This is a genomic window from Frigoribacterium sp. CG_9.8 (assembly GCF_015751965.1).
Lineage (GTDB): Bacteria > Actinomycetota > Actinomycetes > Actinomycetales > Microbacteriaceae > Lacisediminihabitans.
Genome location: NZ_JADOVH010000004.1, coordinates 110,163 through 133,509, shown reverse-complemented (window position 1 = coordinate 133,509; position 23,347 = coordinate 110,163). Strand labels below are relative to the sequence as shown.

Annotated in this window: 17 protein-coding genes; 14 read left to right on the top strand and 3 right to left on the bottom strand. The window is 62.4% G+C overall.

What is annotated here, in order from left to right; translation table 11 throughout:
• Positions 1-14 precede the first annotated feature (14 nt).
• Entirely contained in the window at positions 15-1,226 is a 1,212-nt protein-coding gene (locus tag IWX88_RS09900) for an MFS transporter (RefSeq protein WP_196829830.1), read from the bottom strand.
• A 290-nt stretch (positions 1,227-1,516) separates the two neighbouring features.
• Between IWX88_RS09900 and IWX88_RS09895 the strand changes: the two genes are divergently transcribed.
• The 6 genes from IWX88_RS09895 (at position 1,517) to IWX88_RS09870 (ending at position 8,679) form a co-directional block, all read left to right on the top strand.
• On the top strand, positions 1,517-4,144 hold the full coding sequence (locus IWX88_RS09895) for a ribonucleoside-diphosphate reductase subunit alpha (RefSeq protein WP_196829828.1): 2,628 nt from the start codon (positions 1,517-1,519) through the stop codon (positions 4,142-4,144).
• A gap of 212 nt (positions 4,145-4,356) precedes the next feature.
• A complete protein-coding gene (locus IWX88_RS09890) occupies positions 4,357-5,349 on the top strand; it encodes a ribonucleotide-diphosphate reductase subunit beta (RefSeq protein ID WP_196829826.1) in 993 nt (330 codons plus the stop codon).
• Positions 5,350-5,435: 86 nt separating this feature from the next.
• On the top strand, positions 5,436-5,861 hold the full coding sequence (locus IWX88_RS09885) for a GNAT family N-acetyltransferase (protein ID WP_196829824.1): 426 nt from the start codon (positions 5,436-5,438) through the stop codon (positions 5,859-5,861).
• 139 nt (positions 5,862-6,000) lie between these two features.
• Complete coding sequence (locus IWX88_RS09880; RefSeq protein WP_196829822.1) at positions 6,001-6,894, top strand: ABC transporter substrate-binding protein; 894 nt, start codon at positions 6,001-6,003, stop codon at positions 6,892-6,894.
• Between the two features lie 4 nt (positions 6,895-6,898).
• Positions 6,899-7,915: an amino acid ABC transporter permease gene (locus tag IWX88_RS09875; RefSeq protein ID WP_370568294.1), complete on the top strand. Its 1,017-nt coding sequence runs from the start codon at positions 6,899-6,901 to the stop codon at positions 7,913-7,915.
• Positions 7,912-8,679 (top strand): amino acid ABC transporter ATP-binding protein, encoded by a 768-nt coding sequence (locus tag IWX88_RS09870; protein WP_305038636.1) that lies wholly within the window; start codon positions 7,912-7,914, stop codon positions 8,677-8,679. Before IWX88_RS09875 ends, IWX88_RS09870 begins: the two co-directional genes overlap by 4 nt.
• Before the next feature lie 90 nt (positions 8,680-8,769).
• Here IWX88_RS09870 and IWX88_RS09865 read toward each other — a convergent pair whose 3' ends face one another.
• Positions 8,770-9,948: a S8 family serine peptidase gene (locus IWX88_RS09865; protein ID WP_370568312.1), complete on the bottom strand. Its 1,179-nt coding sequence runs from the start codon at positions 9,946-9,948 to the stop codon at positions 8,770-8,772.
• A gap of 498 nt (positions 9,949-10,446) precedes the next feature.
• Between IWX88_RS09865 and IWX88_RS09860 the strand changes: the two genes are divergently transcribed.
• The 7 genes from IWX88_RS09860 (at position 10,447) to IWX88_RS09830 (ending at position 18,721) form a co-directional block, all read left to right on the top strand.
• A complete protein-coding gene (locus IWX88_RS09860) occupies positions 10,447-11,136 on the top strand; it encodes a Fic/DOC family N-terminal domain-containing protein (RefSeq protein ID WP_196829818.1) in 690 nt (229 codons plus the stop codon).
• A gap of 95 nt (positions 11,137-11,231) precedes the next feature.
• Positions 11,232-12,479: an IS256 family transposase gene (locus IWX88_RS09855; protein ID WP_196829816.1), complete on the top strand. Its 1,248-nt coding sequence runs from the start codon at positions 11,232-11,234 to the stop codon at positions 12,477-12,479.
• A 43-nt stretch (positions 12,480-12,522) separates the two neighbouring features.
• Positions 12,523-13,140 (top strand): Fic family protein, encoded by a 618-nt coding sequence (locus IWX88_RS14065; RefSeq protein WP_196829814.1) that lies wholly within the window; start codon positions 12,523-12,525, stop codon positions 13,138-13,140.
• Between the two features lie 159 nt (positions 13,141-13,299).
• Positions 13,300-14,877, top strand: a complete 1,578-nt coding sequence (locus tag IWX88_RS09845) for a long-chain fatty acid--CoA ligase (RefSeq protein ID WP_196829812.1) — start codon at positions 13,300-13,302, stop codon at positions 14,875-14,877.
• A gap of 101 nt (positions 14,878-14,978) precedes the next feature.
• Positions 14,979-16,025 carry an iron ABC transporter substrate-binding protein gene (locus tag IWX88_RS09840; protein ID WP_196829810.1) on the top strand — a complete coding sequence of 349 codons (1,047 nt, stop codon included), beginning with the start codon at positions 14,979-14,981 and terminating at the stop codon, positions 16,023-16,025.
• A 75-nt stretch (positions 16,026-16,100) separates the two neighbouring features.
• Positions 16,101-17,648, top strand: a complete 1,548-nt coding sequence (locus IWX88_RS09835; protein WP_196829808.1) for an iron ABC transporter permease — start codon at positions 16,101-16,103, stop codon at positions 17,646-17,648.
• A complete protein-coding gene (locus IWX88_RS09830) occupies positions 17,645-18,721 on the top strand; it encodes an ABC transporter ATP-binding protein (RefSeq protein ID WP_370568293.1) in 1,077 nt (358 codons plus the stop codon). Before IWX88_RS09835 ends, IWX88_RS09830 begins: the two co-directional genes overlap by 4 nt.
• A gap of 57 nt (positions 18,722-18,778) precedes the next feature.
• On the opposite strand, the gene hrpA is transcribed toward IWX88_RS09830, so the two are convergent.
• The gene (gene hrpA / locus IWX88_RS09825; RefSeq protein WP_196829806.1) at positions 18,779-22,639 is read right to left on the bottom strand and encodes an ATP-dependent RNA helicase HrpA; all 3,861 of its coding nucleotides are present in this window, start codon (positions 22,637-22,639) and stop codon (positions 18,779-18,781) included.
• Between the two features lie 110 nt (positions 22,640-22,749).
• Between hrpA and IWX88_RS14265 the strand changes: the two genes are divergently transcribed.
• Positions 22,750-23,193 carry a metalloregulator ArsR/SmtB family transcription factor gene (locus tag IWX88_RS14265; protein WP_196829804.1) on the top strand — a complete coding sequence of 148 codons (444 nt, stop codon included), beginning with the start codon at positions 22,750-22,752 and terminating at the stop codon, positions 23,191-23,193.
• Positions 23,194-23,347 lie beyond the last annotated feature (154 nt).

Below are 23,347 nucleotides of genomic sequence, written 5' to 3'. Positions count from 1 at the left end.
GCACGGTGATGGCGCTAGCCGGGATGCGTCGCTATCGGCTCCGTGTCGGGGATCGGGCTAGCATCGCGTCCGCGCAGGTCAGGGTGGGCCCGCTGGAAGATCGTCGGGATGAGAAAGCCGACACCGGCGAAGATCGCCGCCACCCAGAAGGCACCGGGTGCGTCGAACGTGTCGATCATGAACCCGGCCACGGCCGAGCCGATCGCGGCACCGATGAGCTGTCCGGTGCCCACCCAGCCGTATGCTTCTGCGGTCTCGCTGAAGCGCACGCTCGACGACACTATTGCGAACATCACGGCGAGGGCGGGGGCGATACCGATACCCGCGACGACAAGGGTGACCGCGAGCCACCAGAAGTTGAGGGACACGGCCGCCAGCGACATCCCGACGAAGACTGCGAACATTCGGCGGGCGAGAGCCCACGGTCCGATCGGAATGTGCCCGAGCGAGAGCCCGCCGATGAGCGAGCCGACTGCGAAGAGGCCGAGAACCAGCCCCGCCTCGGATCCGCTTTCGCCGAAGGCCGAGACCACTCCGGCCTCGACCGCCGCGCACGCGCCGACGAGCAGGAATCCGGTCGTAGTCGCCAACAGCACGGCCGGTTTCTTTAGCACCACTCCGAGGTTGCGCTTGCTGCGGGGGATGCGAACGCGGCCGACCTCCGGTGAGGAGATGAACCAGACCCCCCCGACCACGAGGAAGGCGAGGGCCACGAGAATCGCCAGGACTGTGCTCACCTGGATGGCGAGGAACGTCGTGATCACCGGTCCGAGCACCCAGATCACTTCCTGGGCTGAGGCATCGAGAGAGAACAGCGGTGTGAGCTGGCGCGAGTTGACCATCTTCGGATAAATCGTGCGCACGGCCGGCTGGATCGGGGGAGTTGCCAGCCCGCCCACGAAACCGATGGCCATGTACAGCGCAATCGGCAGCGCGGGGGCGAGCGCGATGGTCCCGACCGCAGCCGTGCAGACGGTCGTGGTGAGCACGAGCACCGGGCGCATGCCCCAGACACCCATCCACCGGCTGGTGAGGGGCCCGGCGATTGCCTGGCCGATGCTCGTAGCCGCCAGCACGAGACCGGCGGCGAAGTATGAGCCAGCGATGTGTTCGATGTGCAAGAGGAAGGCGAGAGAGAGCATTCCGTTGGGGAATCTCGCCACCAGCTGGGCCGACATGATTCGCGCGACTCCGCGCGTTTTCAGGAGGCTCAGGTAAGTCTTCACAAGGTGTCAGCCTACTCGCCGGACCCTTAATCGCCGGTGTCGGATGTCGCGGATAGGGTCGTGAGAGAACCGACGGAATCTATGCACAGCCTGTGCAAAAACCGGCGAACTTATCCACAGTCTGTGGATGACACGCCCACTACATGTGGGGTTACCAATTTGTCAGAAGCCCGATATATAGTGATTAGACCGCATAACCACCGCACCGAGACATCACCCGTCGAAGGTCACATATCACGGTCTTCGCACACAATTTCGACCCCGCACAGGGGCGCACGAGGGGAACACACGTGGCAATCACCGTAGTCAAGCGCAATGGACAGCGCGAGCCGTATGACGCGAACAAGATCAACCTCGCGATCGAGCACGCGAGTGCCGGCCTGGACGAGAACATCACCTGGGTCACGCAGATCGCCAGCGAGCTCGAACTGACCCTGTTCGATGGCATCAGTACCCAGCAGCTGGATGAGGCGGTCATCCAGGTCGCGCTCCAGAACGTGAAAGACGACCCGGCCTTCGACACGGTGGCCGCGCGCCTGCTTCTCAAGACGATCTACAAGCGCGTGCTCGGCGACTACGAGAACGCGGATGACCTCAAGGCGTTGCACGCAACTCACTTTGCCGCGAATGTGGCCCGCGGCGTCGAGGAGAAGCTTCTTGACAGCCGCCTTCTGGACCTGTTCGACCTGGAGCTTCTCTCGACGCACCTGGAGCCCGCCCACGACGAACTGCTCAAGTACATCGGTGTTGTCACCCTCAACAACCGTTATGGCATCAAGGGCCGCAATGGTGACGCCCTCGAAGTGCCGCAGTATTTTTGGATGCGTATTGCAATGGGCCTTTCCCTCAACGAGGCAAACCCCACCGAGCATGCGATCAAGTTCTACGAGAAGATGTCACAGCTCGAGTATCTGGCCGCGGGATCCACTCTCGTCAACGCCGGTACGGTCTACCCGCAGCTCGCAAATTGCTTCGTCATGGAGATGCAGGATGACATGGAGCACATCGCCAAGACGACCCGCGATGTGATGTGGCTCACCAAGGGAACCGGCGGCATCGGCCTCTCGGTCACCAAGTTGCGCGCACAGGGCTCGCCGATCCGCTCGAACAACACCACCTCGACCGGTCCGATCCCGTTCATGCACACGATCGACTCGATCCTGCGCGCGGTCAGCCGCGGCGGTAAGAAGTTCGGTGCCCTCTGCTTCTACATCGAGAACTGGCATCTCGACTTCCCCGAGTTCCTCGACCTGCGCCAAAACTCCGGCGACCCGTACCGCCGCACCCGCACCGCCAACACCGCGGTGTGGATCTCGGACGAGTTCATGAAGCGGGTGCAGAACGACGAAAGCTGGTACCTCTTCGACCCGCTCGAAGTGCAGGATCTGAATGAGCTCTACGGCAAGGAATTCTCGGCGAAGTACAACGAGTACGTCGCTAAGGCCGAAGCCGGCGAGATGCAGATGTTCAAGAAGATCACCGCCCGCGAGCAGTTCAAGTCGATTCTGATTTCTCTCCAGACCACCAGCCACCCGTGGCTGTGCTGGAAGGACACGGTCAACAACCGTGCGCTCAACAACAACACCGGCACGATCCACCTCTCGAACCTCTGCACCGAAATCACGCTGCCGCAGGACGAAAACAACGTCTCGGTTTGCAACCTGGCATCAATCAACCTGTCGCGCCATCTTCGCGTTCGAGAAGCTGGCGAGCTCGACGCGGGTGGCCTCGCGGTCGATTTCGGCAAGATCGAAGAGAGTACCCGACTGGCTGTGCGCCAGCTCGACAACCTCATTGACATCACTCGATCGTCCGTACAGGAAGCCGACTTCTCCAACGAGCAGAACCGGGCCGTCGGTCTCGGCGTCATGGGGTTCACCGATGTAGTCGAACGTCTCGGCTTCAGCTACGAGAGCGAAGAGTCGTATGACCTGATCGACGAGATCATGGAGCATGTCTCCTACGCGGCAATCGACGAGAGCGCCAACCTCGCCACTGAGCGTGGCTCCTACCCGAACTTCGCTGGCTCACGTTGGGCGGAGGGCCTCGTACCCCTCGATTCGATTGCCCTCACTGAGGCAGATCGTGGCATGGAGATCAAGGTCAACCGCACCACCCGTCTCGACTGGGACACCCTGCGTCTGAAAGTCAAGGGTGGAATGCGCAATGCGACGCTCATGGCGATCGCGCCCACCGCATCCATTGGGCTCGTTGCGGGCACGACACCGGGTATCGACCCACAGTTCTCGCAGATCTTCAGCCGTTCCACCTCGAACGGCAAGTTCCTCGAGGTGAACCGCAACCTGGTTGGTGACCTGCAGGCGCTCGGAATCTGGGACACCACCCGCGAGGCAATCCTGCGCAGCCAGGGTGATATTCAAAACATCGCGGCGATTCCAGACGAGATGAAGGCCACCTACAAGACGAGCTTCCAACTCTCGCCCTACTCCTTCCTCGAGGTTGCAGCCCGCGCCCAGAAGTGGATTGACCAGTCCATCAGCCGCAACATGTACCTCGAGACGCGCGACCTCGGCGACATGATGGATATCTACTTCGCCGCGTGGGAGCGTGGGGTCAAGACCACGTACTACCTGCACATGAAGCCGCGTCATACGGCCGAGCAGTCCACGGTAAAGGTGAACAAGGCTGAGCAGATCGGTGGAGGCGCCGGTGGCGCAGTACGCAAGGGCTTCGGTTCAGCTGGTGCCGCGGCTCCGGCCAGTGTTCCCGCTGCAGTTGCACCGGTGGCGTCCGCAACGGCAACCGCTGCATCCTCTCCGGCAACTGCTGCGGCGGTCGAGTCCGCGGTGGTCGAATCTGCGCTGGTCGAATCCGATGTCACCGCGCCGGTCACTTCGGCGCCGGCCACCGGAGGCAAGCGTGGTTTCGGTGGATTCGCTCCCAAGTCGGGAGTGTAGACAGTGAACAGCGACACGTGCACCCGGGTCATCGAATACGAAGTGCCAACCGATCCGATGGACGAGCTGCAATGCGAGAGCTGCCAATAGCGGATCGCGATACGGGCGGATCTTGATATGAGCTCTGAGCGCCCCACTCGACCACCAATTGTTATTCATACTTTTCAACAAAATTAATAAGCGAAGTAACTATCAAGAAAGAAGCACGCAACATGGGAATTCTCGGAACCGGCCTGCAAAATGGGCTGCTGCTCAAACCGATTCGTTACCAGTGGGCGATGGACCTGTACGACCAGGCTGTTGCGAACACCTGGTTCCCGAACGAGATCCAGCTCGGCGAAGACATCGCCGACTTCAAGAAGATGACAGACGAGGAGCGTCACGCGGTGACGTTCCTCATGAGTTACTTCAACCCGAATGAGCTCCTCGTCAACAAGGCGCTGGCCTTCGGCGTCTACCCCTACGTGAATGCGGCTGAGTGCAGCATTTACCTGGCAAAGCAGATGTGGGAAGAGGCCAACCACTGCATGTCGTTCGAGTATGTGCTCGAGACCTTCCCGATCGACCGTGAGGCCGCTTACGGCTCGCATGTCAACATCCCGTCCATGGCGAAGAAGGAAGAGTTCGAGATCAAGTACATCCGTCGCATGACGGAGAAGACTCTCGACATCACCACGACCGAGGGTAAGAAAGACTTCGTGCGCAACCTCGTTGCATACAACGTCATCCTTGAGGGACTCTGGTTCTACTCGGGTTTCATGGTGGCGCTGTCCTTCCGCCAGCGCAACCTGCTCCGCAACTTCGGATCGCTCATGGACTGGGTTGTGCGCGACGAATCGCTTCATCTCAAGTTCGGCATCAACCTCATCCTCACGGTGCTCGAGGAGAACCCCGACCTGCAGACCGAGGAGTTCGCCGCCGAGATCAAGCAGATGATCCTGGATGCCGTCACGCTCGAGGAGGAGTACAACCGCGATCTGCTCCCGGGTGGCATCCTCGGTCTCAACTCCAACTACATCAACCAGTACGTCAAGTACCTGGCCGACCGTCGTCTCGAGGAGCTCGGCTTCGAAGCCGAGTACAACGTGACCAACCCGGCCAAGTGGATGGCGACCGCGAATGACACGCTGCAGCTCGTGAACTTCTTCGAGTCGACCAACACGTCGTACGAGTCGAACGCGTCGGCTACGGTCGGGGCAAAGTAGAACGCAGCAAGGCGGGTATCACCTGCGCGCGGGTCGGCTGGCTCGACCCGCGCGCAGCGTTTTTGCGTACGGCCATGGATGTCGAAATGACCGCGATCTACGCCGACAGCTTTAGCGGTTACTCGCCGGAATTGAAGAGATTATTGTCTGCCTCCTTCGAGGTGGAGCCCGCCACCATTGTTGCAACGGTGCTTTTGGTTGACACATTGGGTGCCCGTCCGGTGGCTCAGGCTGGCCTGCGGCCCCATGGCTTCGGCGGGGTGCTTGAGGTGAAAAAAGTAGTCGTCGACGTGACCTATCGCGGTCGAGGAATCTCGCGGACCCTGATGTACGAGCTGGAGACGGTGGCTCGCGAGTTGGGGACTCCGTCGCTCGTGTTGCAGACCGGCGATCGTCAACCCGCCGCGATCGCACTGTACGAGAGCATCGGATACCGGCTGATACCGTCATATCCGCCGTTTGAGCTGATGGCAAACGCCCTCTGCTACGAAAAGGTGCTCGCACCCCTCTAGCCGGATATTTCGTTACCCGGCGGTGACAGCCGCGAGGTCGACTCGCCCACGGTCACGACAGGATTTTCGTGCCATCCGTATTGCACTGCCCGTAGTATCGATCTCGAATGTCCCACACCATGAGAGATAGGTAAGAAGAATGCGCATCAGATACGGCATACCTGTTTTCGCCGTCGTTGTCGCGATCGCGTTGAGTGGCTGCGTCAATAACACGACTCCAGCCAACCCCTCAGCTACGGGCAGTTCAGCGGCGGTGGCAAAGGATTCGGCTGCCGCAGCACTGCTGCCAAGCAAGATCGCGAAGGCTGGCAAGATCATCGTCGGCATTGACCCGACCTACGCGCCCAATGAATATAAGGACGCCAACGGCAAACCGATCGGGTGGGAGGTCGAGTTGATGGACGCTGTCGCCGCCAAGCTCGGCGTAAAGACGGAGTACGCCGTTGCCAAGTTCGACAGCATCATCCCGAGCATTGCCGGTGGTAAATACAACGCCAGCGTCTCCTCCTTCACCGACAACGCCGCACGGGAAAAAATCGTCGACTTCGTCAACTACTACACCGCAGGTATCCAGTGGGCGGCACCCACTGGCAAGACCGTTGATCCCAACAACGCCTGTGGGCTCAAGGTGGCGGTGCAGGCAACCACCTATCAAGACACCGATGAGGTGCCGACCAAATCCAAAGCGTGCACCGATGCGGGTAAGCCAGCCATCCAGGTCATCAAGTTCGACACCCAGGATCAGGCGACCAACTCTGTCGCCCTCGGACAGGCAGATGCGATGAGCGCTGATTCACCCGTCACCCTCTACGCGATTGCGCAGCTCAAGGGCAAGCTTCAGCCCGCCGGCACGAGCTTCGAGGTCGCACCGTACGGCATCGCTGTGGCGAAGGGCGACCCGCTCGCCAAGGCACTGCAGAAGGCGCTCCAGTCGATGGTCGATGACGGCAGCTACAAGAAGCTGCTCGACAAGTGGGGCGTCGCTTCCGGTGGCATCGACAAGATCACGATCAACGCGGGCGCAAACGGTTAGTCGAGTGAATCCAGAATCTCTTTCTGGTCCGGCGGCGGGGGCAACCCCGTCGCCGGACGCCACCCATTCCTCGAGCGAGGGGGCGGCGATCAAGTCGGTGAAGCTCCGGCACCCGATCCGCAACGTTTTTGCGGTCATCATCGTGCTCCTTGCTGTCGCGTTTGTCTATGACGCTGCCCTGCGTCCAGCGTTCAACTGGCCGCAGGTGGCCAAGTATGTCTTCGACCGCCGCATCTCCGAGGCGGCGTTCAATACTCTTCAGCTCACCGTCTATTCGATGGTCATCGCGGTGCTCCTCGGCATCCTTCTCGCCGTAATGCGCCTGTCGCCCAACCCCGTTTTCAAGAGTCTGTCGTGGTTCTACCTCTGGGTATTCCGGGGGACTCCGGTGTATGTGCAGCTCACCTTCTGGGGCTTGCTTTCAGTTATCTATCCGGTGATCGATTTCGGATTGCCGTTCGTAGACCCGTTCATCTCACTGCCGACCGGGGACGCACTCAATGTGTTTCAGCTCGCCATTATCGGGCTTGCGCTCAACGAGGCTGCCTACATCGCGGAGATTGTGCGCGCCGGCATCCTCTCCGTTGACCGCGGGCAGGATGAGGCGGCGACCGCACTCGGTATGAGTTGGTTCCAGTCGATGGCGCGCGTGATCATCCCGCAGTCGATGCGGGTCATCATTCCCCCGGTTGGCAACGAGGTGATCTCGATGCTGAAGACGACCTCGCTGGTCACCGCCGTGCCCTACAGTTTTGACCTGTTCACGCGGTCTCGTGATATTTCCGCCGAGGCGTTCACCCCCATCCCGCTATTCCTCGTCGCGTCGATCTGGTATCTCGCCTTCACGTCGATCCTCATGATCGGCCAATATTTTCTCGAAAAGCGCTTCGCGCGCGGAATCGGGGCTGCTCAACCGGAGAAGAAGGTCACGGTGGCCACCGGCCTCGTGACCGTGGTGGGGTCGCCGAGCGATGATGCTTCAGAGCCACCGAGAGATCCGCGAGGAGACGGTACCCGATGAACGACACACCGATGGTGGAGGCGGACCGCGTCTCGAAGAGCTTCGGCTCGAACCAGGTGCTCAGAAGCATCTCGCTCACGGTCAAGCGAGGCGAGGTCATGTGCCTGGTCGGGCCGAGTGGATCGGGCAAATCCACCTTCCTCCGCTGCATCAACCACCTCGAGTCCGTGGATGCCGGTCGCCTGCGCGTCGATGGCGCACTCGTCGGCTACCGCGAGAGGGGTGACAAACTCCACGAGTTGAAGCCCCAAGAAGCCGCGTTGCAGAGGCGCGACATCGGAATGGTGTTCCAGCGCTTCAACCTCTTTCCGCACATGACGGCTCTCGAGAACATCATCGAAGCACCGCTGCGCGTGAAGCGGATGTCGCGGGCCAAGGCCATCGAGCGCGCCACGGACTTGCTTGCCCAAGTGGGGTTGGACGACAAGGCGGCCAGCTATCCAGCCCATCTGAGCGGTGGCCAGCAGCAGCGGGTCGCAATCGCGCGCGCTCTCGCCATGGACCCGAAACTCATGCTTTTCGACGAGCCGACCTCTGCGCTCGATCCGGAACTGGTCGGCGAGGTGCTCGATGTGATGAAGCAACTCGCCAAAGAGGGCATGACCATGATCGTGGTCACCCACGAGATGGGTTTCGCCCGGGAGGTCGCGGACTCCCTGGTGTTCATGGATGGCGGGGTGGTCGTCGAGTCGGGCGTCCCGCGCGAGGTGCTCGCCAATCCGCAGCACGGGCGCACACAGTCGTTCCTGTCGAAGGTGCTTTAGTTCGGCACGCTGTCGCGCCTGAGGTACGCGGGCGAGAATTCCGCTCGGGTGGCCGATCTGCGACACCCGAACTTCCCCTGTGCGGCGCACCTAGCTTTCGAGTGAGATGGCTCGCTTCTTTCTCCGAGTGACGACAGCGAGAAATAACAGGGTGAGCACGAGAATCGCGACGCCACCGGTCACGGCTGGGAGAAACCATGACCGCAATTCGACTTCGCTCGCGGTGCGCGCCGGGGCACTGGAACTGGCCGACGGCGACCAACCTAATTCCTGTGCCGTCGGCGTCTGCTCTGACTCGGTAGAGATGAGTGGGTTCACGTCGGGGTCTGTCGTTGGATTGACCTCAAGCATGTGGTCGAGCGACACCAGTCCGTACCCGACCTCGCCCTTCGCATCACGGGCCGGCGGATGGTTGCCTGTGCCTGTGCCTGTGCCGGTGTTGTGAATCAGCGTCTGAATGAGCTGGTTCCCGGTCGCCGCCGGATACTTCTGCTTCACCATGGCAAGGAAACCAGCAATGATCGGTGTCGCATACGATGTGCCGTCACCGATGGTCACGCCCTCCCGGGTATTCGGATCGCTGCTCCCCTGGGTGAGGAGTGCGATGCCGGGGCCAGCGATGTCGGTTTTTGTGAGCGGGAACACGTTGGGTTTGCCGTCTGTCTCCTCGATGGCGTTGTCGGCTCCGATTGCCTGCACGGTGACAACACCGTTCGCTGCTGCGGGGAAGTTTCCGGAAGGAGCGCCGGTTTCGCCAGTGGTTTCGTTGGGGAGAGCTCCGAGAACCACCACTCCGGCTCGTTTTGCGGCAGCGATCGCGGCAATAAGGTCGGGGCTGGAGTCAATGCCCAACGACACCGAAATTATTTGTGCTCCCCCGGCTACCGCGGTGCTCACAGCCGAGGCATCGACCGAATCACCGTTGCACATCATCTCGTCGGGGGAGTCTCCCGGTGTGCTGCCTCCGACCGCGAAGAACAGGATCTTGGCACCGGGCGCTACACCTTTTACTCCAGGTTGGCCCAAATAACCCACACCGGAGCCAACGATAAGCGAGACGACGTTGGTCGCGTGGGATGCCGAGAAATCGGTCGAGGTCGGCGATATTTCCTGACCTTCTGTGGCCGTGCAGGCGACCGACGACGGCAGCTCGATGTCTGCACCAGCGAGAGTCGGTACCTGCAGGTTGAGCTGGCTGTCGATGACCGCGATGGTGACGCCCGTTCCTGTCCAACCCGCGGCGTGTGAACCTTCGTGGCAGCCATGAATGTTTCGTATCTTCCACTGTGAAATACGTGATGTCCGGTAGGTCGAAACGATATCGATAACTATCTCGGACGGACTGATGGTGACCGCTCACTCGACACTTCTGTCTCGGAAGACCCTGCGCAGCGTCGCGCTCCGCGGTCCAACGCCGCCGTTGACGAGTCGATCGCCTCACTCTCTGTGGTTCGAAGCCATCGGGATTGAACTGCCTGCGCGGCCAAATGAGTGCCGCAAGGGGTTCGGCTCAGGGCATCCGGTCCGAATTCTGGTTGTGGAACCTTTTCACCTTCTTGGTCGGCCTAATCTTGTTTTTCGTTTGGACGCGCGCACCGTCGCTTGTCGGACTCCTCTGCACTGAGGCTTGTATTGCTTAGTTTTTCTCTGCTCTTCTCCAACGATCCGGTTGCGGCTTGCAACTCGTACTCACGGCCGAATAAATTATGACTTATATAACAAAGTCATAATATTTTGCGCTGCGATTATGACTTAGAGAGGGTCCTGATGAGCAACCGAGCCCGAGATCTCGAAGGTCGCAACAACAAATTTCATTCCGACGAGCCCAAGACACCTCTGCGCCGATCCGCTGCATGGCCAGCAATCGGTTACGAAGACCAGACATGGATCGCCCTGCCTCACGCGGGCTATGGGCCCGCAGCCACACGCGACAACCGACGCGCGACCAAGTACAAGTCAGCGATTCCCGCACATATTGCCGACCTGACCCCGCGACTCGACTCCGAGACGCTGGCCGAGGCTGAAGCCGCAACCGTGGAACTTTCCCGATTCGACGCAGAGCTCGGCTCCCGAGTTTCCGCCTTCGCCCCGGTCCTGCTCAGATCAGAGGCAGCGTCTTCCTCCCAGATCGAGAATCTCACCGCTAGCGCCCGTTCAGTTCTGACCGCCGAGCTTGGGGCTAAGACCGGCGTCAACGCCATGCTGATCGCCGCCAACACCAACGCAATGCGGTCCGCCATCGAACTCGCGGATGCACTATCCCCGAACGGGATACGTGAGTTGCATGCTGTGCTGATGGCGTCACAGCCTCTTCACACTCCTGGTCAGTGGAGAACTGAACCGGTGTGGATCGGCACCAGCGGTGAAAGCCCGCACGGGGCAACGTTCATAGCACCGTCGATGGAGCGAGTCCCTGAACTTATCGAAGACTTAGTTGAGTCCCGCATAGTGGTGTAGCGCATGGTGGTCGTGAGCGTCTTTGCCGACGTGAGCGCGGCCACCGTGTGATCCTTCGAGAAGTCTCTTACCTCCACTCGAAAGGCATCATCACGATGACCGCTCCACATATTGTCGACCCTGCTGGACTGCTTACTGAAGCTCTCGGTGATGCGTCACCAGATTTGATGCGCAGTCTGCTGCAGACCATGATCAACGCCCTCCTCTCAGCTGGCGCTGATGCGGTTGCTGGTGCCGAATGGGGCCAGCCATCCCCGGATCGGCTCGCGCAGCGCAATGGCTACCGTCACCGCCAGCTCGATACCCGCGTTGGCAGTATCGATGTCGCGGTCCCGAAGCTGCGCTCTGGAACCTACTTCCCGGAATGGTTGATGGAACGCCGCAAGCGGGCCGAGACCGCGCTGATCACCGTTGTTGCTGACTGTTACCTCGCCGGGGTCTCCACCCGCCGGATGGACAAGCTCGTGAAGACCCTCGGCATCAACAGCCTCTCGAAGTCCCAGGTGTCCAGAATGGCTGCCGACCTTGACGAGCACGTGAACGAGTTCCGCCACCGACCGCTGGGCGATGCGGGACCGTTCACCTTCGTCGCAGCCGACGCCCTCACGATGAAGGTCCGCGAGGGCGGTCGGGTGATCAACGCGGTCGTCCTCGTCGCGACCGGGGTCAACGCTGACGGGCGCCGTGAAGTCCTCGGCGTCCGGGTTGCAACATCGGAAACGGGAGCTGCATGGAATTCGTTCTTCGCCGACCTTGTCGCGCGAGGACTGAGCGGTGTTCGCCTGGTCACCTCCGACGCCCACGCCGGGCTAATCGAGGCGATAGCCGCGAACCTCCCCGGAGCGGCCTGGCAACGCTGCCGCACCCATTACGCGGCGAATCTGATGTCGGTGACACCGAAAAGCCTGTGGCCGGCCGTGAAAGCGATGCTCCACAGCGTCTATGACCAACCCGACGCCGCCAGCGTCAACGCCCAGTTCGATCGGCTCCTGGACTACGTCGACGGCAAACTCCCCGACGCCCACAACCACCTCGATGCTGCCCGAGCTGACATCCTCGCCTTCACCGGCTTTCCCGAAGGACTCTGGCAACAGATCTGGTCCAACAACCCCAACGAACGGCTCAATCGTGAAATCCGCCGCCGTACTGATTCCGTCGGTATCTTCCCCAACCGTGACGCGATCATCCGCCTCGTCGGAGCAGTCCTTGCCGAGCAAACCGACGAATGGGCTGAAGGACGCCGCTACCTCGGCCTCGACATCCTGGCCAAAAGCCGACTCACCCTCGTCCCTAAAACCGGTGAGGAGGTGACCGACCAGCCCGCCCTCGAACTCAGCGCCTAACCCACAAAAACGAAGGACACACCGCTACACCACTAACAGGGACTTGACCGAAGACTTAGTCCGCTTTTCGACCAGGGACGATATCCCAGCCCTCGCCCAAGTCGCGATCGCTCACGCACAATTTGAGATGATCCACCCGTTCTCCGACGGAAACGGTCGAACCGGACGCGCGCTGGCCCAGTCCATGCTCCGCAGGCGCGGTGTCACCCGAAACGTCGCCGTCCCAGTATCCGCCGGACTCCTCGGCAACATCCCGAGGTACCACGATGCACTCACCGCGTTCCGTGGGGGAAATGTAACCCCGATTGTCCGCGCGTTCTCAGAAGCATCGGAGCGGGCTGTGGTGAACGCGCGCCAGCTGGTCACAGACATTGACACTGTCCGGAACGAATGGAACTCTCAGGTGAAAGCCCGTTCCAACAGTGGAGTATGGCCGCTCATCGACTTGATCGCCCGCCGCCCGGTACTCGATGCCGCGACCGTCGGCAAGGAGCTCGGAATTTCACCGACGAACGCGTACCCGCTGCTCCACACCCTGACGGAGCAGGGCGTCCTCCGGAAGAAGGCCGAGCATGGACGTGGTGTGTTCTGGAGGAGCGACGAGTTGCTGGACGCGATCGACCAGTTTGCAGCACGCGCCGGTCGGAGATCCGGCACCTGATTTCAACCTCGGAGTGACTCGGGACGACTCTGGATGACTCGGGACACTGCGGATCTGCTGTGGCACTACGCACGAATTTGATGTTTTCGCATCAATAGGCGTAGCGTGCAAACAGCGTCCGCAGACGGGTGCACACCAGTCGACGATGACAGGAACACCATGACCGACGCCAGCTACTCGACGCTTTCTGTTGCCGCGATTCTCAAGGAATCTGCCGAGCGATATCCCGACGGCGTTGCAGTGGCGGTGGGGCAAACCGAGACGACGTATTCGGAGCTGTGGGATCAGACGCGCTCGTACGCCGGCGCGCTTCGGAAGGCTGGCGTGGACGACGGGCACGCGGTCGCCATGCTGATCCCGAATGTCGCCGATTTTGCACGCGTGTATTACGCCATACTCGCCCTCGGCGCAATCGTGGTGCCGATCCATGCCCTGCTGAAGAGCGACGAGATCGAGTACGTGCTGCGCGACTCCGGGGCAACGCTGCTCATCTGTGCCGCCCCGCTGCTTGGCGAGGGAGCAAAGGGGGCGGCGAAGGCCGGGGTTCCGGTGCTCTCGGTGCTCTCGCCTGACCCGATCGACGGCATCCCGCAGCTCGAGGCACTCGCCGCGGTGGCGGAGCCGATTCGCACGTACACGCCCCGCCAGCCCTCCGACACTGCGACCATCCTGTACACGAGCGGTACCACCGGCAAGCCGAAGGGGGCGATGGGCAGCCACCTGGCCCTCGTCGAACAGACCAGCACCCTCCTGCTGAGCACCTTCGACCTTCAATCGACGGACACGATTCTCGGCTGCCTGCCGCTCTTCCACACCTTTGGCCAGACCTGCACACTCAACACCGGTTTTCGCGCCGGCGCCCGGATTGTCATGCTTCCGCGCTTCGACGGCGACACCGCGCTGCGCTCTCTCATCGATAACGAGTGCACGATCATGATGGGTGTGCCGACCATGTACATCGCGCTGCTCGAGGCGGCGAAGAAGACCGCCGAGCGCCCGAAGTTGCGATATGCGGTGTCGGGTGGGGCATCCCTGCCAGTCGCAGTGATTGAGCGATTCCGGGCCGAGTTCGGGGTGGAGATCTACGAGGGCTACGGCCTCACCGAGACCTCCCCGGTCGCGAGCTTCAATCATGTGGGTCGACCGCCGCGGGCCGGTAGCATCGGCCAGGCCATCTGGGGTGTGGAGGTGGAGATCGCGAAGGCGGATGTCGAGGACTCGATCGAGCTGCTTCCTGTCGACGAGCTCGGCGAGATCGTGATCCGCGGCCACAATCTGATGAAGGGCTACCTGAACCTGCCGGAGGAGTCGGCGAAGGCGGTCGTGGACGGTTGGTTCCGCACCGGGGACCTCGGCACGAAGGATGCGGATGGCTATATTTGGATCGTCGACCGCAAGAAGGACATGATCTTGCGCAACGGGTACAACGTTTATCCGCGGGAGGTCGAGGAGGTGCTGGTGGCGCATCCTGCGGTGTCGAGCGCCGCCGTCTTCGGCGTTGCCCACGACGTGCACGGCCAGGAGATTATGGCCGCGGTGGTGTTGGCGCCGGGAGCGGATGTCGACGCCGCCTCACTCGCGGAGTACGCCAAGGAGAAGCTGGCGGCCTACAAGTATCCGCGCCGGGTGGAGATTGTGACAGCGCTGCCCCTCGGTCCGAGCGGCAAAGTGCTCAAGCGCGAACTCGTGGTGATCTACGAAACCGAGAAAGTGGTGGCAGTCGCACCAATGGCGTGATCGGGAGTGGGGCAATCAGTTAGGGTAGGCTTACCTACTACAGCCCGCCTTCACGAGGGGTTGTGATGACCAGAGACTGACCTGCTTAGAGGAGCCTCCCCATGAACACCACCCCCAAATGGTTTGTCGCAGCCGCGATTGGACTCACCACCGCGATCGCCCTGGCCGGATGCTCGGCGGCGACGCCAGCCGCGAACTCCGGCTCCGGCAAAACACCCAGCGGAGCGATCACGGTGTACAACGCCCAGCACGAAGAGCTGACCCAGGCGTGGGCCGATGAGTTCACGAAGAAGACCGGCGTCACGGTCACTCTGCGCAACGGCGACGACCCCGAGCTCGGCAACCAGCTCGTGCAAGAGGGCAGCGCCTCGCCGGCCGATGTGTTCCTCACCGAGAATTCCCCGGCGATGAGCCTGGTCGACAATGCACAGCTGTTCTCGCCAGTGGATGCCGCGACTCTCGCGCAGGTGCCTGAGGCGTACCGGCCGTCGTCGGGCCGCTGGACGGGAATCGCCGCGCGCAGCACGGTGCTCGCCTACAACCCGTCGCTGGTCTCAGAGAGCCAGTTGCCGTCATCCCTGCTCGATCTGGCGGATGCGTCGTGGAAGGGCCGCTGGGCCGCGTCGCCGTCGGGCGCTGACTTCCAGGCCATTGTGAGTGCCATGCTCGCGCTGAAGGGTGAGAAGGCAACATCCTCCTGGCTCGCGTCGATGAAAGAGAACTTCACCGCGTACAAGGGCAACAGCACCGTGATGAAGGCGGTCAACGCCGGACAGATCCCGGCCGGAGTGATCTACCACTACTATTGGTTCGGCGATCGGGCCGGCACGGGCGAGAACAGCAACAACACGAAGCTCCACTACTTCAAGAACCAGGATCCCGGCGCTTTCGTCAGCACGTCCGGGGGTGGCGTGCTGAAGACGGCAAAGAATCCGGTGGCGGCTCAGGCCTTCCTCAAGTTCATCACCGGAAAGGCCGGCCAGGACATCCTGCAGACTGGTGGGTCTTTTGAATATCCCGTCGCGAGCGATGTTGCGGCGGACAAGGCGCTCCTTCCCCTCGTCGACCTGAATGCCCCGGTACTCGACCCGTCGAAGCTCGACAGCCGCAAAGTCACCGACCTCATGACCCAGGCCGGACTTCTCTGACCTGGCCCACGCAGGCACGAACTCGCACGGCACGAACACGCACGGCACGAATAGGAACAGCATGAACAGGATCGGATGTTGACCCGACTCCGACGACGCTCCCCGGGGGCCATCATCGCGATGGCCGCCGGGGTGTCGTTGTTGGGTCTGGTGCCGATCGGCTACGTGGTGGTCACGGCGATTCTCACCGGTGCGCCCACCCTCACCGCGCTCGTGTTTCGGGCGCGCGTCGGCGAACTGCTCGCGAACACCGCAGGGCTTGTGCTGATCACCGTGCCGCTGTGTGCCATCGTCGGCGTCACTGCAGCGTGGCTGGTTGAGCGAACGCGACTCGCCGGTTCTCGCGCCTTCGCGATCCTCCTCGTGGTCCCCCTCGCGATCCCCGCCTTCGTCAACAGCTACGGCTGGGTCAGCGCAGTGCCGTCGCTCAACGGCCTGTGGTCGGGGGTGCTCGTGGCGGGCCTGTCGTACTTCCCACTCGTCTACCTCCCGACCGTCGCTGCCCTTCGGCGACTCGACCCGGCCGTTGAAGAGTCTGCGCGCTCGCTCGGGGTCGCGCCGCTCGGGGTCTTCCTTCGCGTGGTGCTCCCGCAACTGCGGCTCCCCATCGTCGGCGGCTCGCTCATCATCGGCCTCCACCTGCTCTCGGAATATGGCGCCTTCGCCCTGATCCGATTCGACACCTTCACCACCGCGATCGTCGACCAATTTCGTTCCACCTTCAACGGACCGGCCGCCAATGCACTGGCCGGTGTGTTAGTGCTCTGCTGTCTGTTCCTTCTTGTGGGGGAGTCCAGCGCCCGCGGCACTGCCCGATACGCGCGGATCGGCGCGGGATCGGCACGGCCGGCCGAGCGGTCCCGGCTCGGCGCGTGGAGCCCGGCCGCCTACCTCTTCCTCACGGTTCTCGTGCTGCTGGCAGTGGCGGTCCCACTGACGAGCGTCGGTCGGTGGCTCGCGTCCGGGGGCATCGCAGCCTGGTCCGATCGGTATCTTCTCAGCGCCCTCGGCCAGACCGTCGGCTACGGTCTGGTTGGGGCGGTGGTCACGTGTCTGCTCGCCTTCCCGATCGCGCTCCTTGCGGTGCGTTTTCCGAGCCGGGTCGCGCGCATCCTCGAGTCGATCAACTATGTGACGAGTTCGTTGCCCGGGCTCGTGACCGCTCTCGCCTTCGTGACCGTGGCCATCCGCCTGGTTCCGGTCCTGTACCAGACTGCTGCTCTGGTGATCGTGGTGTATCTGCTGATGTTCCTGCCCCGGGCGATCGTGAACCTTCGCTCCGGTCTCGCCCAGGTGCCACTCGGGCTGGAGGAGGCCGCTCGCTCGCTCGGGCGTGCCCCCATCCTGGCCTTCTTCACGGTGACGCTGCGCTTCGTGATGCCGTCGGCGCTTGCCGGCGCCGCACTGGTTTTCCTCGGTATCGTCACCGAGCTGACATCCACTCTGCTCCTCGCCCCGAACGGCACCCGCACGCTCGCCATCCAATTCTGGTCGCGGGCGAACGACATCGATTATGTCGGGGCGGCGCCGTATGCCAGTCTGATGATCCTGCTCTCGTTGCCGGTCACCTACCTGCTCTTCGCGAGATCGCGGTCGAAGTCAACGGCGGTGAATAGCCTGTGAGTGAAACCTCGCCTCGCGCGATTCACCCGAGCGCGATCGAGATGCGTGGAATCGGAAAGAGTTTCGGCACGACGTCGGTGCTGGAATCCATCGATCTCACGGTGCCAGCCGGATCGAAAACTGTGATCGTAGGGTCGTCCGGGTCGGGTAAGACAACGCTCCTGCGTCTGCTGAGTGGATTCGATCTTCCGAATGCGGGCACTATCCGAATTGGATCCCAGATCGTAGCCGGTCCGGGGGTGGCCGTGCCCGCCCACCGCCGCGGAATCGGTCATGTTGCACAGGACGGTGCTCTGTTCCCGCACCTCACAGTGGGACAGAACGTGGCCTTTGGATTGGATCGGCATGAGCGCGGCGATCGCACAGCGGTGGTGGCCGGTCTTCTGGAACTGGTCTCTCTCGATCCATCCCTCGCGTCCCGCCGACCGGACGAACTCTCGGGAGGGCAACAGCAGCGGGTCGCTCTTGCGCGGGCTCTGGCACGGAAGCCGGCGGTGATGCTGCTCGACGAGCCGTTCTCCGCTCTTGACACCGGCCTGCGGGCGGCGACCCGTGAGTTGGTCGCGGCAGCGCTCAGTTCGGCAGGGATCACGACGCTGCTCGTCACCCACGATCGCGAGGAAGCGCTGACTTTCGGTGACCAGGTAGCGGTGCTTCGCGACGGACGACTCGCGCAGGTCGGTACTCCGGTCACCCTTTATTCCGCCCCGACGGATCTGGCGACCGCGCGATTCCTCGGCGATGTTGTGGTCTTCCCGGCTGAGGCATCGGGGGGCCGGGTGCAGTGCGCGCTCGGTCTGGTGGCGCAGTCGAGCACACTCGTTGGATCCTGCGTAGCGCTGTTCCGGCCGGAGCAACTGGTTGTCGAGACAGCCGAGTCGGGAACAACGGCTGCGGGCTGCGTCGCCCGCGTGTTGGCGATCGAGTTCCAGGGGGCGTCTCAGCTGCTCACGCTCGAGCTTGCCGGCGCCCATCCGATCGATGTGCCGGTGGCCAGCGGGGCCACCTACCGTCCGGGGGACCAGGTCGTGCTTCGCTCGCTCGGTGACGCAGTGGTCTTCGCCGCGGGCTGAGCGGGCGCCACTGCTTCGTAGTACTGACACGCGGCGCTGACACGTGGTGCTGACGCCCTACGCCGACAGCGCCCGGACGATCCGCTGCAACGACACCGGCTCGGCCGTTCCGAGGTGCTGCGCAAACAGGCTGAGTCGCAACTCTTCGATCAGCCAGCGTGCTCGAACGAGAGGGACCGTCGAGTCCGGTGCGAGTGGCAGACGACCACCGGCGAGCTCGTAGCGAGCTGTTGCGGTCTGCACTTCCGTCATCCAGACTCGATCGCGGCCCAGATTATCGCCGAGCTTGCCGATCCGATGCACGATTCCGGCGAGGTACACCGGCATTCGGCGCAACTGTATGAGGCCCGTTTGCGAGGCGAAACCGGGAAAGACGAGCGCTGACAGCTGCTCGCGGGCATCCGCAAGCGGGCTGAGCATGGCGATATTCGAGGCCGCCTTAATCGCTTTCTCGGCATCACGCGATGCGGCGATCACTTTCGTGAGCAGTGAGACCGTCTGAAACAGGGAGTCCATGATGGTGGCGGAAATCTCATCGCGGACGGCTTCGAACTGCGCGCGCGTCCAGATCTCCCGGGCTTCCGCGACGGTGTCGATGCATACAGCCATGCAGTCTGCGAAGAGCTCGGCGGTCGTGCGGTACGGACTCTGCGCGAGGGTGAGTTTCTCGGTCTGGGTGAGGTGATCCTGCGCGTACGACACGGGCGAGGGGATGGCGAGAAGAAGCATCCGCCGCACTCCTCGCCGGTGCTCTCTCGCTTGGTCACCGGGTGTCGTCATGAGCCGGATGGACACGCTCGCCCCGTCATCGACGAGGGCTGGATAGGCCCGGATCGTGTTGCCGCCCTGCTTCGTGTCGAGCGTGCGAGGCAGTTCGTCGAAGTCCCAGGCAGTGAGTCCCGCTCGCTCCAGATTGCTGCGCGGTGTCACGGATGCCCGCGCCACACTCTCTCGCACCGTGGTGGCCAGTTGCTGTTGCAGTGCACGCAGGTCGGTGCCGCTCGCGACCGTGCGCGATCGCTCATCGATGACCGCGAAGGTCATGCGCAGGTGCGGAGGGATGCGGGACTCGTCGAAATCGGCCACGGCCACCGGCACATAGGTGATGCGGGTGATCGTCGCGGCGAGAGCCGCGCGAAGGGAGCGTCCGGCGCTGGAGTCGGGAAGTTCTTCGCTGGAGTCGGGGAGTTCGGCGAGCAGCCGCTTGGCCCAGTCGTTCGCCGGCACCACGCTGCGGCGGATCGCCTTCGGCAGCGACTTGAGCAGCGCCGTCACGAGCTTCTCCCGAAAGCCGGGTACCTGCCAGTCGAAGCCTTCCGGGGTCAGTCGAGCCAGCAGGGCGATCGGCACCTGCACCGTTACGCCGTCGTCGTCACTGCCCGGCTCGAACCGGTAACTGAGTGACAGCTGCTGGTCGCCCTGCCTCCAGATCTTCGGGTAGGAGGTCTCCACGAGTTCGGCCACCGGGGCAGCCTCGTCCTCATCGATCAGGTTCTCGGCCGTCATGGTGAGCAACTCGGGAGTCGTCAGGCGCGCTTTACGCCACCAGGTCTCGAATAGTTTCTGGCTGGTGATCTCGGCGGGGATTCGTCGCTGGTAGAAGTCGAACACGGCTTCGTCGTCGTAGAGCAGATCGCGTCGACGCGTGCGCTCTTCGAGTTCCGCAAGTTCTTTTCGCAACGTGCGGTTGGCACGGTCGAAGGCACTCACCCGCCTGTCGATGCGATCGATATCCCAGTCGCCATCCACCAGCGCGTGACGGATGAACAGCTCGCGCGCATACGCCGGATCGACTTTCGAGAACTGCGCCCGCCGGCGCGCAATGATCGGCACGCCGTAGAGGGTCACCCGTTCCCACGCGACGGCAGAGCCCTGCTTCTTCTCCCAGTGCGGCTCGCTGTAGCTGCGCTTCACCAGGTCGCCGGCAATGGGCTCAGCCCAGGAGAGGTCGATGGCCGCATTCGTCCGGGCGAACAGCCGGCTCGTCTCCACGAGCTCGGCGCTCATCACCTCGGCTGGCTGTTTCTTCGCCAGCGCGGAGCCGGGGAACACGCTGAACCGCACCTGTCTGGCACCGATGTAATCTCTCTTCACCGCATCCCGAATACCGAGCTGGCTCAGCAATCCGGCAAGAATCGAGCGGTGGATGCCGTTCGGATTCGTCGACGCACCGCCGACTACGAGCCCGAGCGGCTTCGCCATCCGCTCGAGTTGGCGGAAGACATCCTTCCACTCCCGAACCCGCAGATAGTTGAGGTATTCGCTGCGACAGAGGCGACGGAACTGGTTACCACTGAGCTCCTTCTCCTTCTCCCGCAGGTAATTCCAGAGATTGAGAAGTGTGAGAAAGTCGCTCGTCGGATCCACGAAGCGGGCGTGTGCCTGGTCGGCCTGCGGTCGCTTCTCGAGCGGTCGCTCTCGGGGATCCTGAATGCTGAGGCCGGCAACAATCGCCATCACCTCGCGGGTGACTGAGTGCTGCTTCGACTCCACCACCATCCGGGCCAGTCGAGGGTCGATCGGCAACTGGGTGAGCTGGCTGCCAATGCGGGTAATGGTGGGGGTGCTGGTGCTGGTGCCGGTACCGGTGCTAGGGCTTGTACTTGATACGGCACCAAGCTCACGCAACAGGTCGAGCCCGTCCTTGATGCCGCGCGAGTCCGGGGGCTGAAGGAAGGGGAAGTTCGCGATGTCGCCGAGCCCGAGGGAGATCATCTGCAGAATTACAGCGGCGAGGTTTGTGCGCAGTATCTCTGGCTCGGTATATTCCGGCCGACGTATGTAGTCCTGCTCGGAGTACAGGCGGATTGCGATACCGTCGCTCGTGCGGCCGCTTCGGCCCGATCGCTGGTTGGCGCTGGCCTGGCTGATCGCCTCGATCGGCAGTCGCTGCACCTTGGAGCGCACGCTGTAGCGCGAGATGCGCGCTGTCCCCGCATCGATCACATATTTAATGCCTGGCACGGTAAGACTCGTCTCGGCCACATTGGTGGCAAGCACGATTCGACGCCGGATGCCGGGGGCTCGCCCGGTCTCGAAAACGCGGTGTTGGTCGGCGGAGCTCAGTCGACCGTACAGAGGCAGCACTTCGGTGAAGGGCAGGTTGCGGCCGCCGATCGCTTCCTCAGCATCCCGGATCTCGTTCTCTCCGCTAAGGAAAACCAGCACATCACCGTTCGATTCGCGGGCGAGTTCGTCGAGGGCGGCGTTGATGCCCTCCATCGGATCCAGATCTGCTTCCTCTTCAGCGTCATCGTCGGCATTCTCTTCGTCGGTAATCGCAGCCTCGGCCACGAGCGGGCGATACCGCACCTCCACCGGAAAAGTTCTGCCGCTCACCTCCACGATGGGAGCACCGACGCCCGCGGCATCAGCGAAGTGACGCGAGAAGCTCTCCGGATCGATGGTCGCAGAGGTCACGATGATGCTGAGGTCGGGCCGCTGCGGCATGAGCTGCTTGAGGTAGCCGAGCAGGAAGTCGATGGTGAGGCTGCGTTCGTGCGCCTCGTCAATGATGATCGCGTCGTACTTTCGCAGAAGCCGGTCCCGGTGGATTTCGTTGAGCAGTATTCCGTCGGTCATCAGCTTGATCCGGGTGTCGGGACCAACGGTGTCGGTGAACCTCACCTGATACCCGACGAGCCCGCCGAGGGGTGTGCCCAGTTCCTCGGAGATGCGCTCGGCGATCGTGCGTGCCGCGATGCGCCTCGGCTGGGTGTGGCCGATGCTCGTCTTGCCCAGCTCGAGAAGGATCTTCGGCAGTTGCGTGGTCTTACCCGACCCGGTCTCTCCGGCGATGATCACCACCTGGCGGTCGCGGATTGCGGCGGCAATGTCCTCGCGGCGCTGGCTGACCGGAAGCTCTTCCGGATAAGAGATTCGGTAGTCGGTGGTCGCCTCCGAAGTCGATTCAGTCATGGGTGTCTAATTCTACCGACCGCTCCTTCACCATCGCTCCTAGCGACGCAGTTCGCTATTCGTGTTGTCAGTTGGCACTGACATCAGTCGCAACTGACAACACTGGTTGCATGCATGTCTACGAAGTGATGGCCGAGCCGGTTCGACGGCGCATCGTCGAGATCCTCGCCAGCGGTGAACATATCGTTGGTGATCTCGAAGCGATTGTTATGCTCGAATTCGGAGTCGGCCGCTCGGCGGTTCAGCACCATCTCCGCCTGCTCCGAGATCACGATTTCGTAGAGATAAACGACGACTGGCCTAATCGCTGGTATCGGCTCAACGATGACTTCGTGGCGCTGCTTACCCGGGAGGTCAAAAGCCTGAAGCGTCGCTGGAATCGGCGAATTGGCTGGCGCGAGCCAACGGAGTCGCTGCCGACTCGGTATCGGCCGAGCACGCGCGGATACCGTGGCCATGGCACCGATCCGGACGACCCCTGGCGTTCTCCAGCTTCGAGAGCTGGCCAGAAATACTCGGGGCGCAGCACCCCCTTCAGTCCCCCTCAAGCCTGAGCTCGAGCACGAGCACGAGCACCGGGCAGGGCGCTCTGTGCCCGCCTGGTTGGCTGAGCGATTGTGTCACCACTACGCATCTCTGCGGCGGCGGCCGCCACTTTCGCCGCGAGGGCGGTGCGCACACCGGGGACGAACCGCACAGTACAAACGG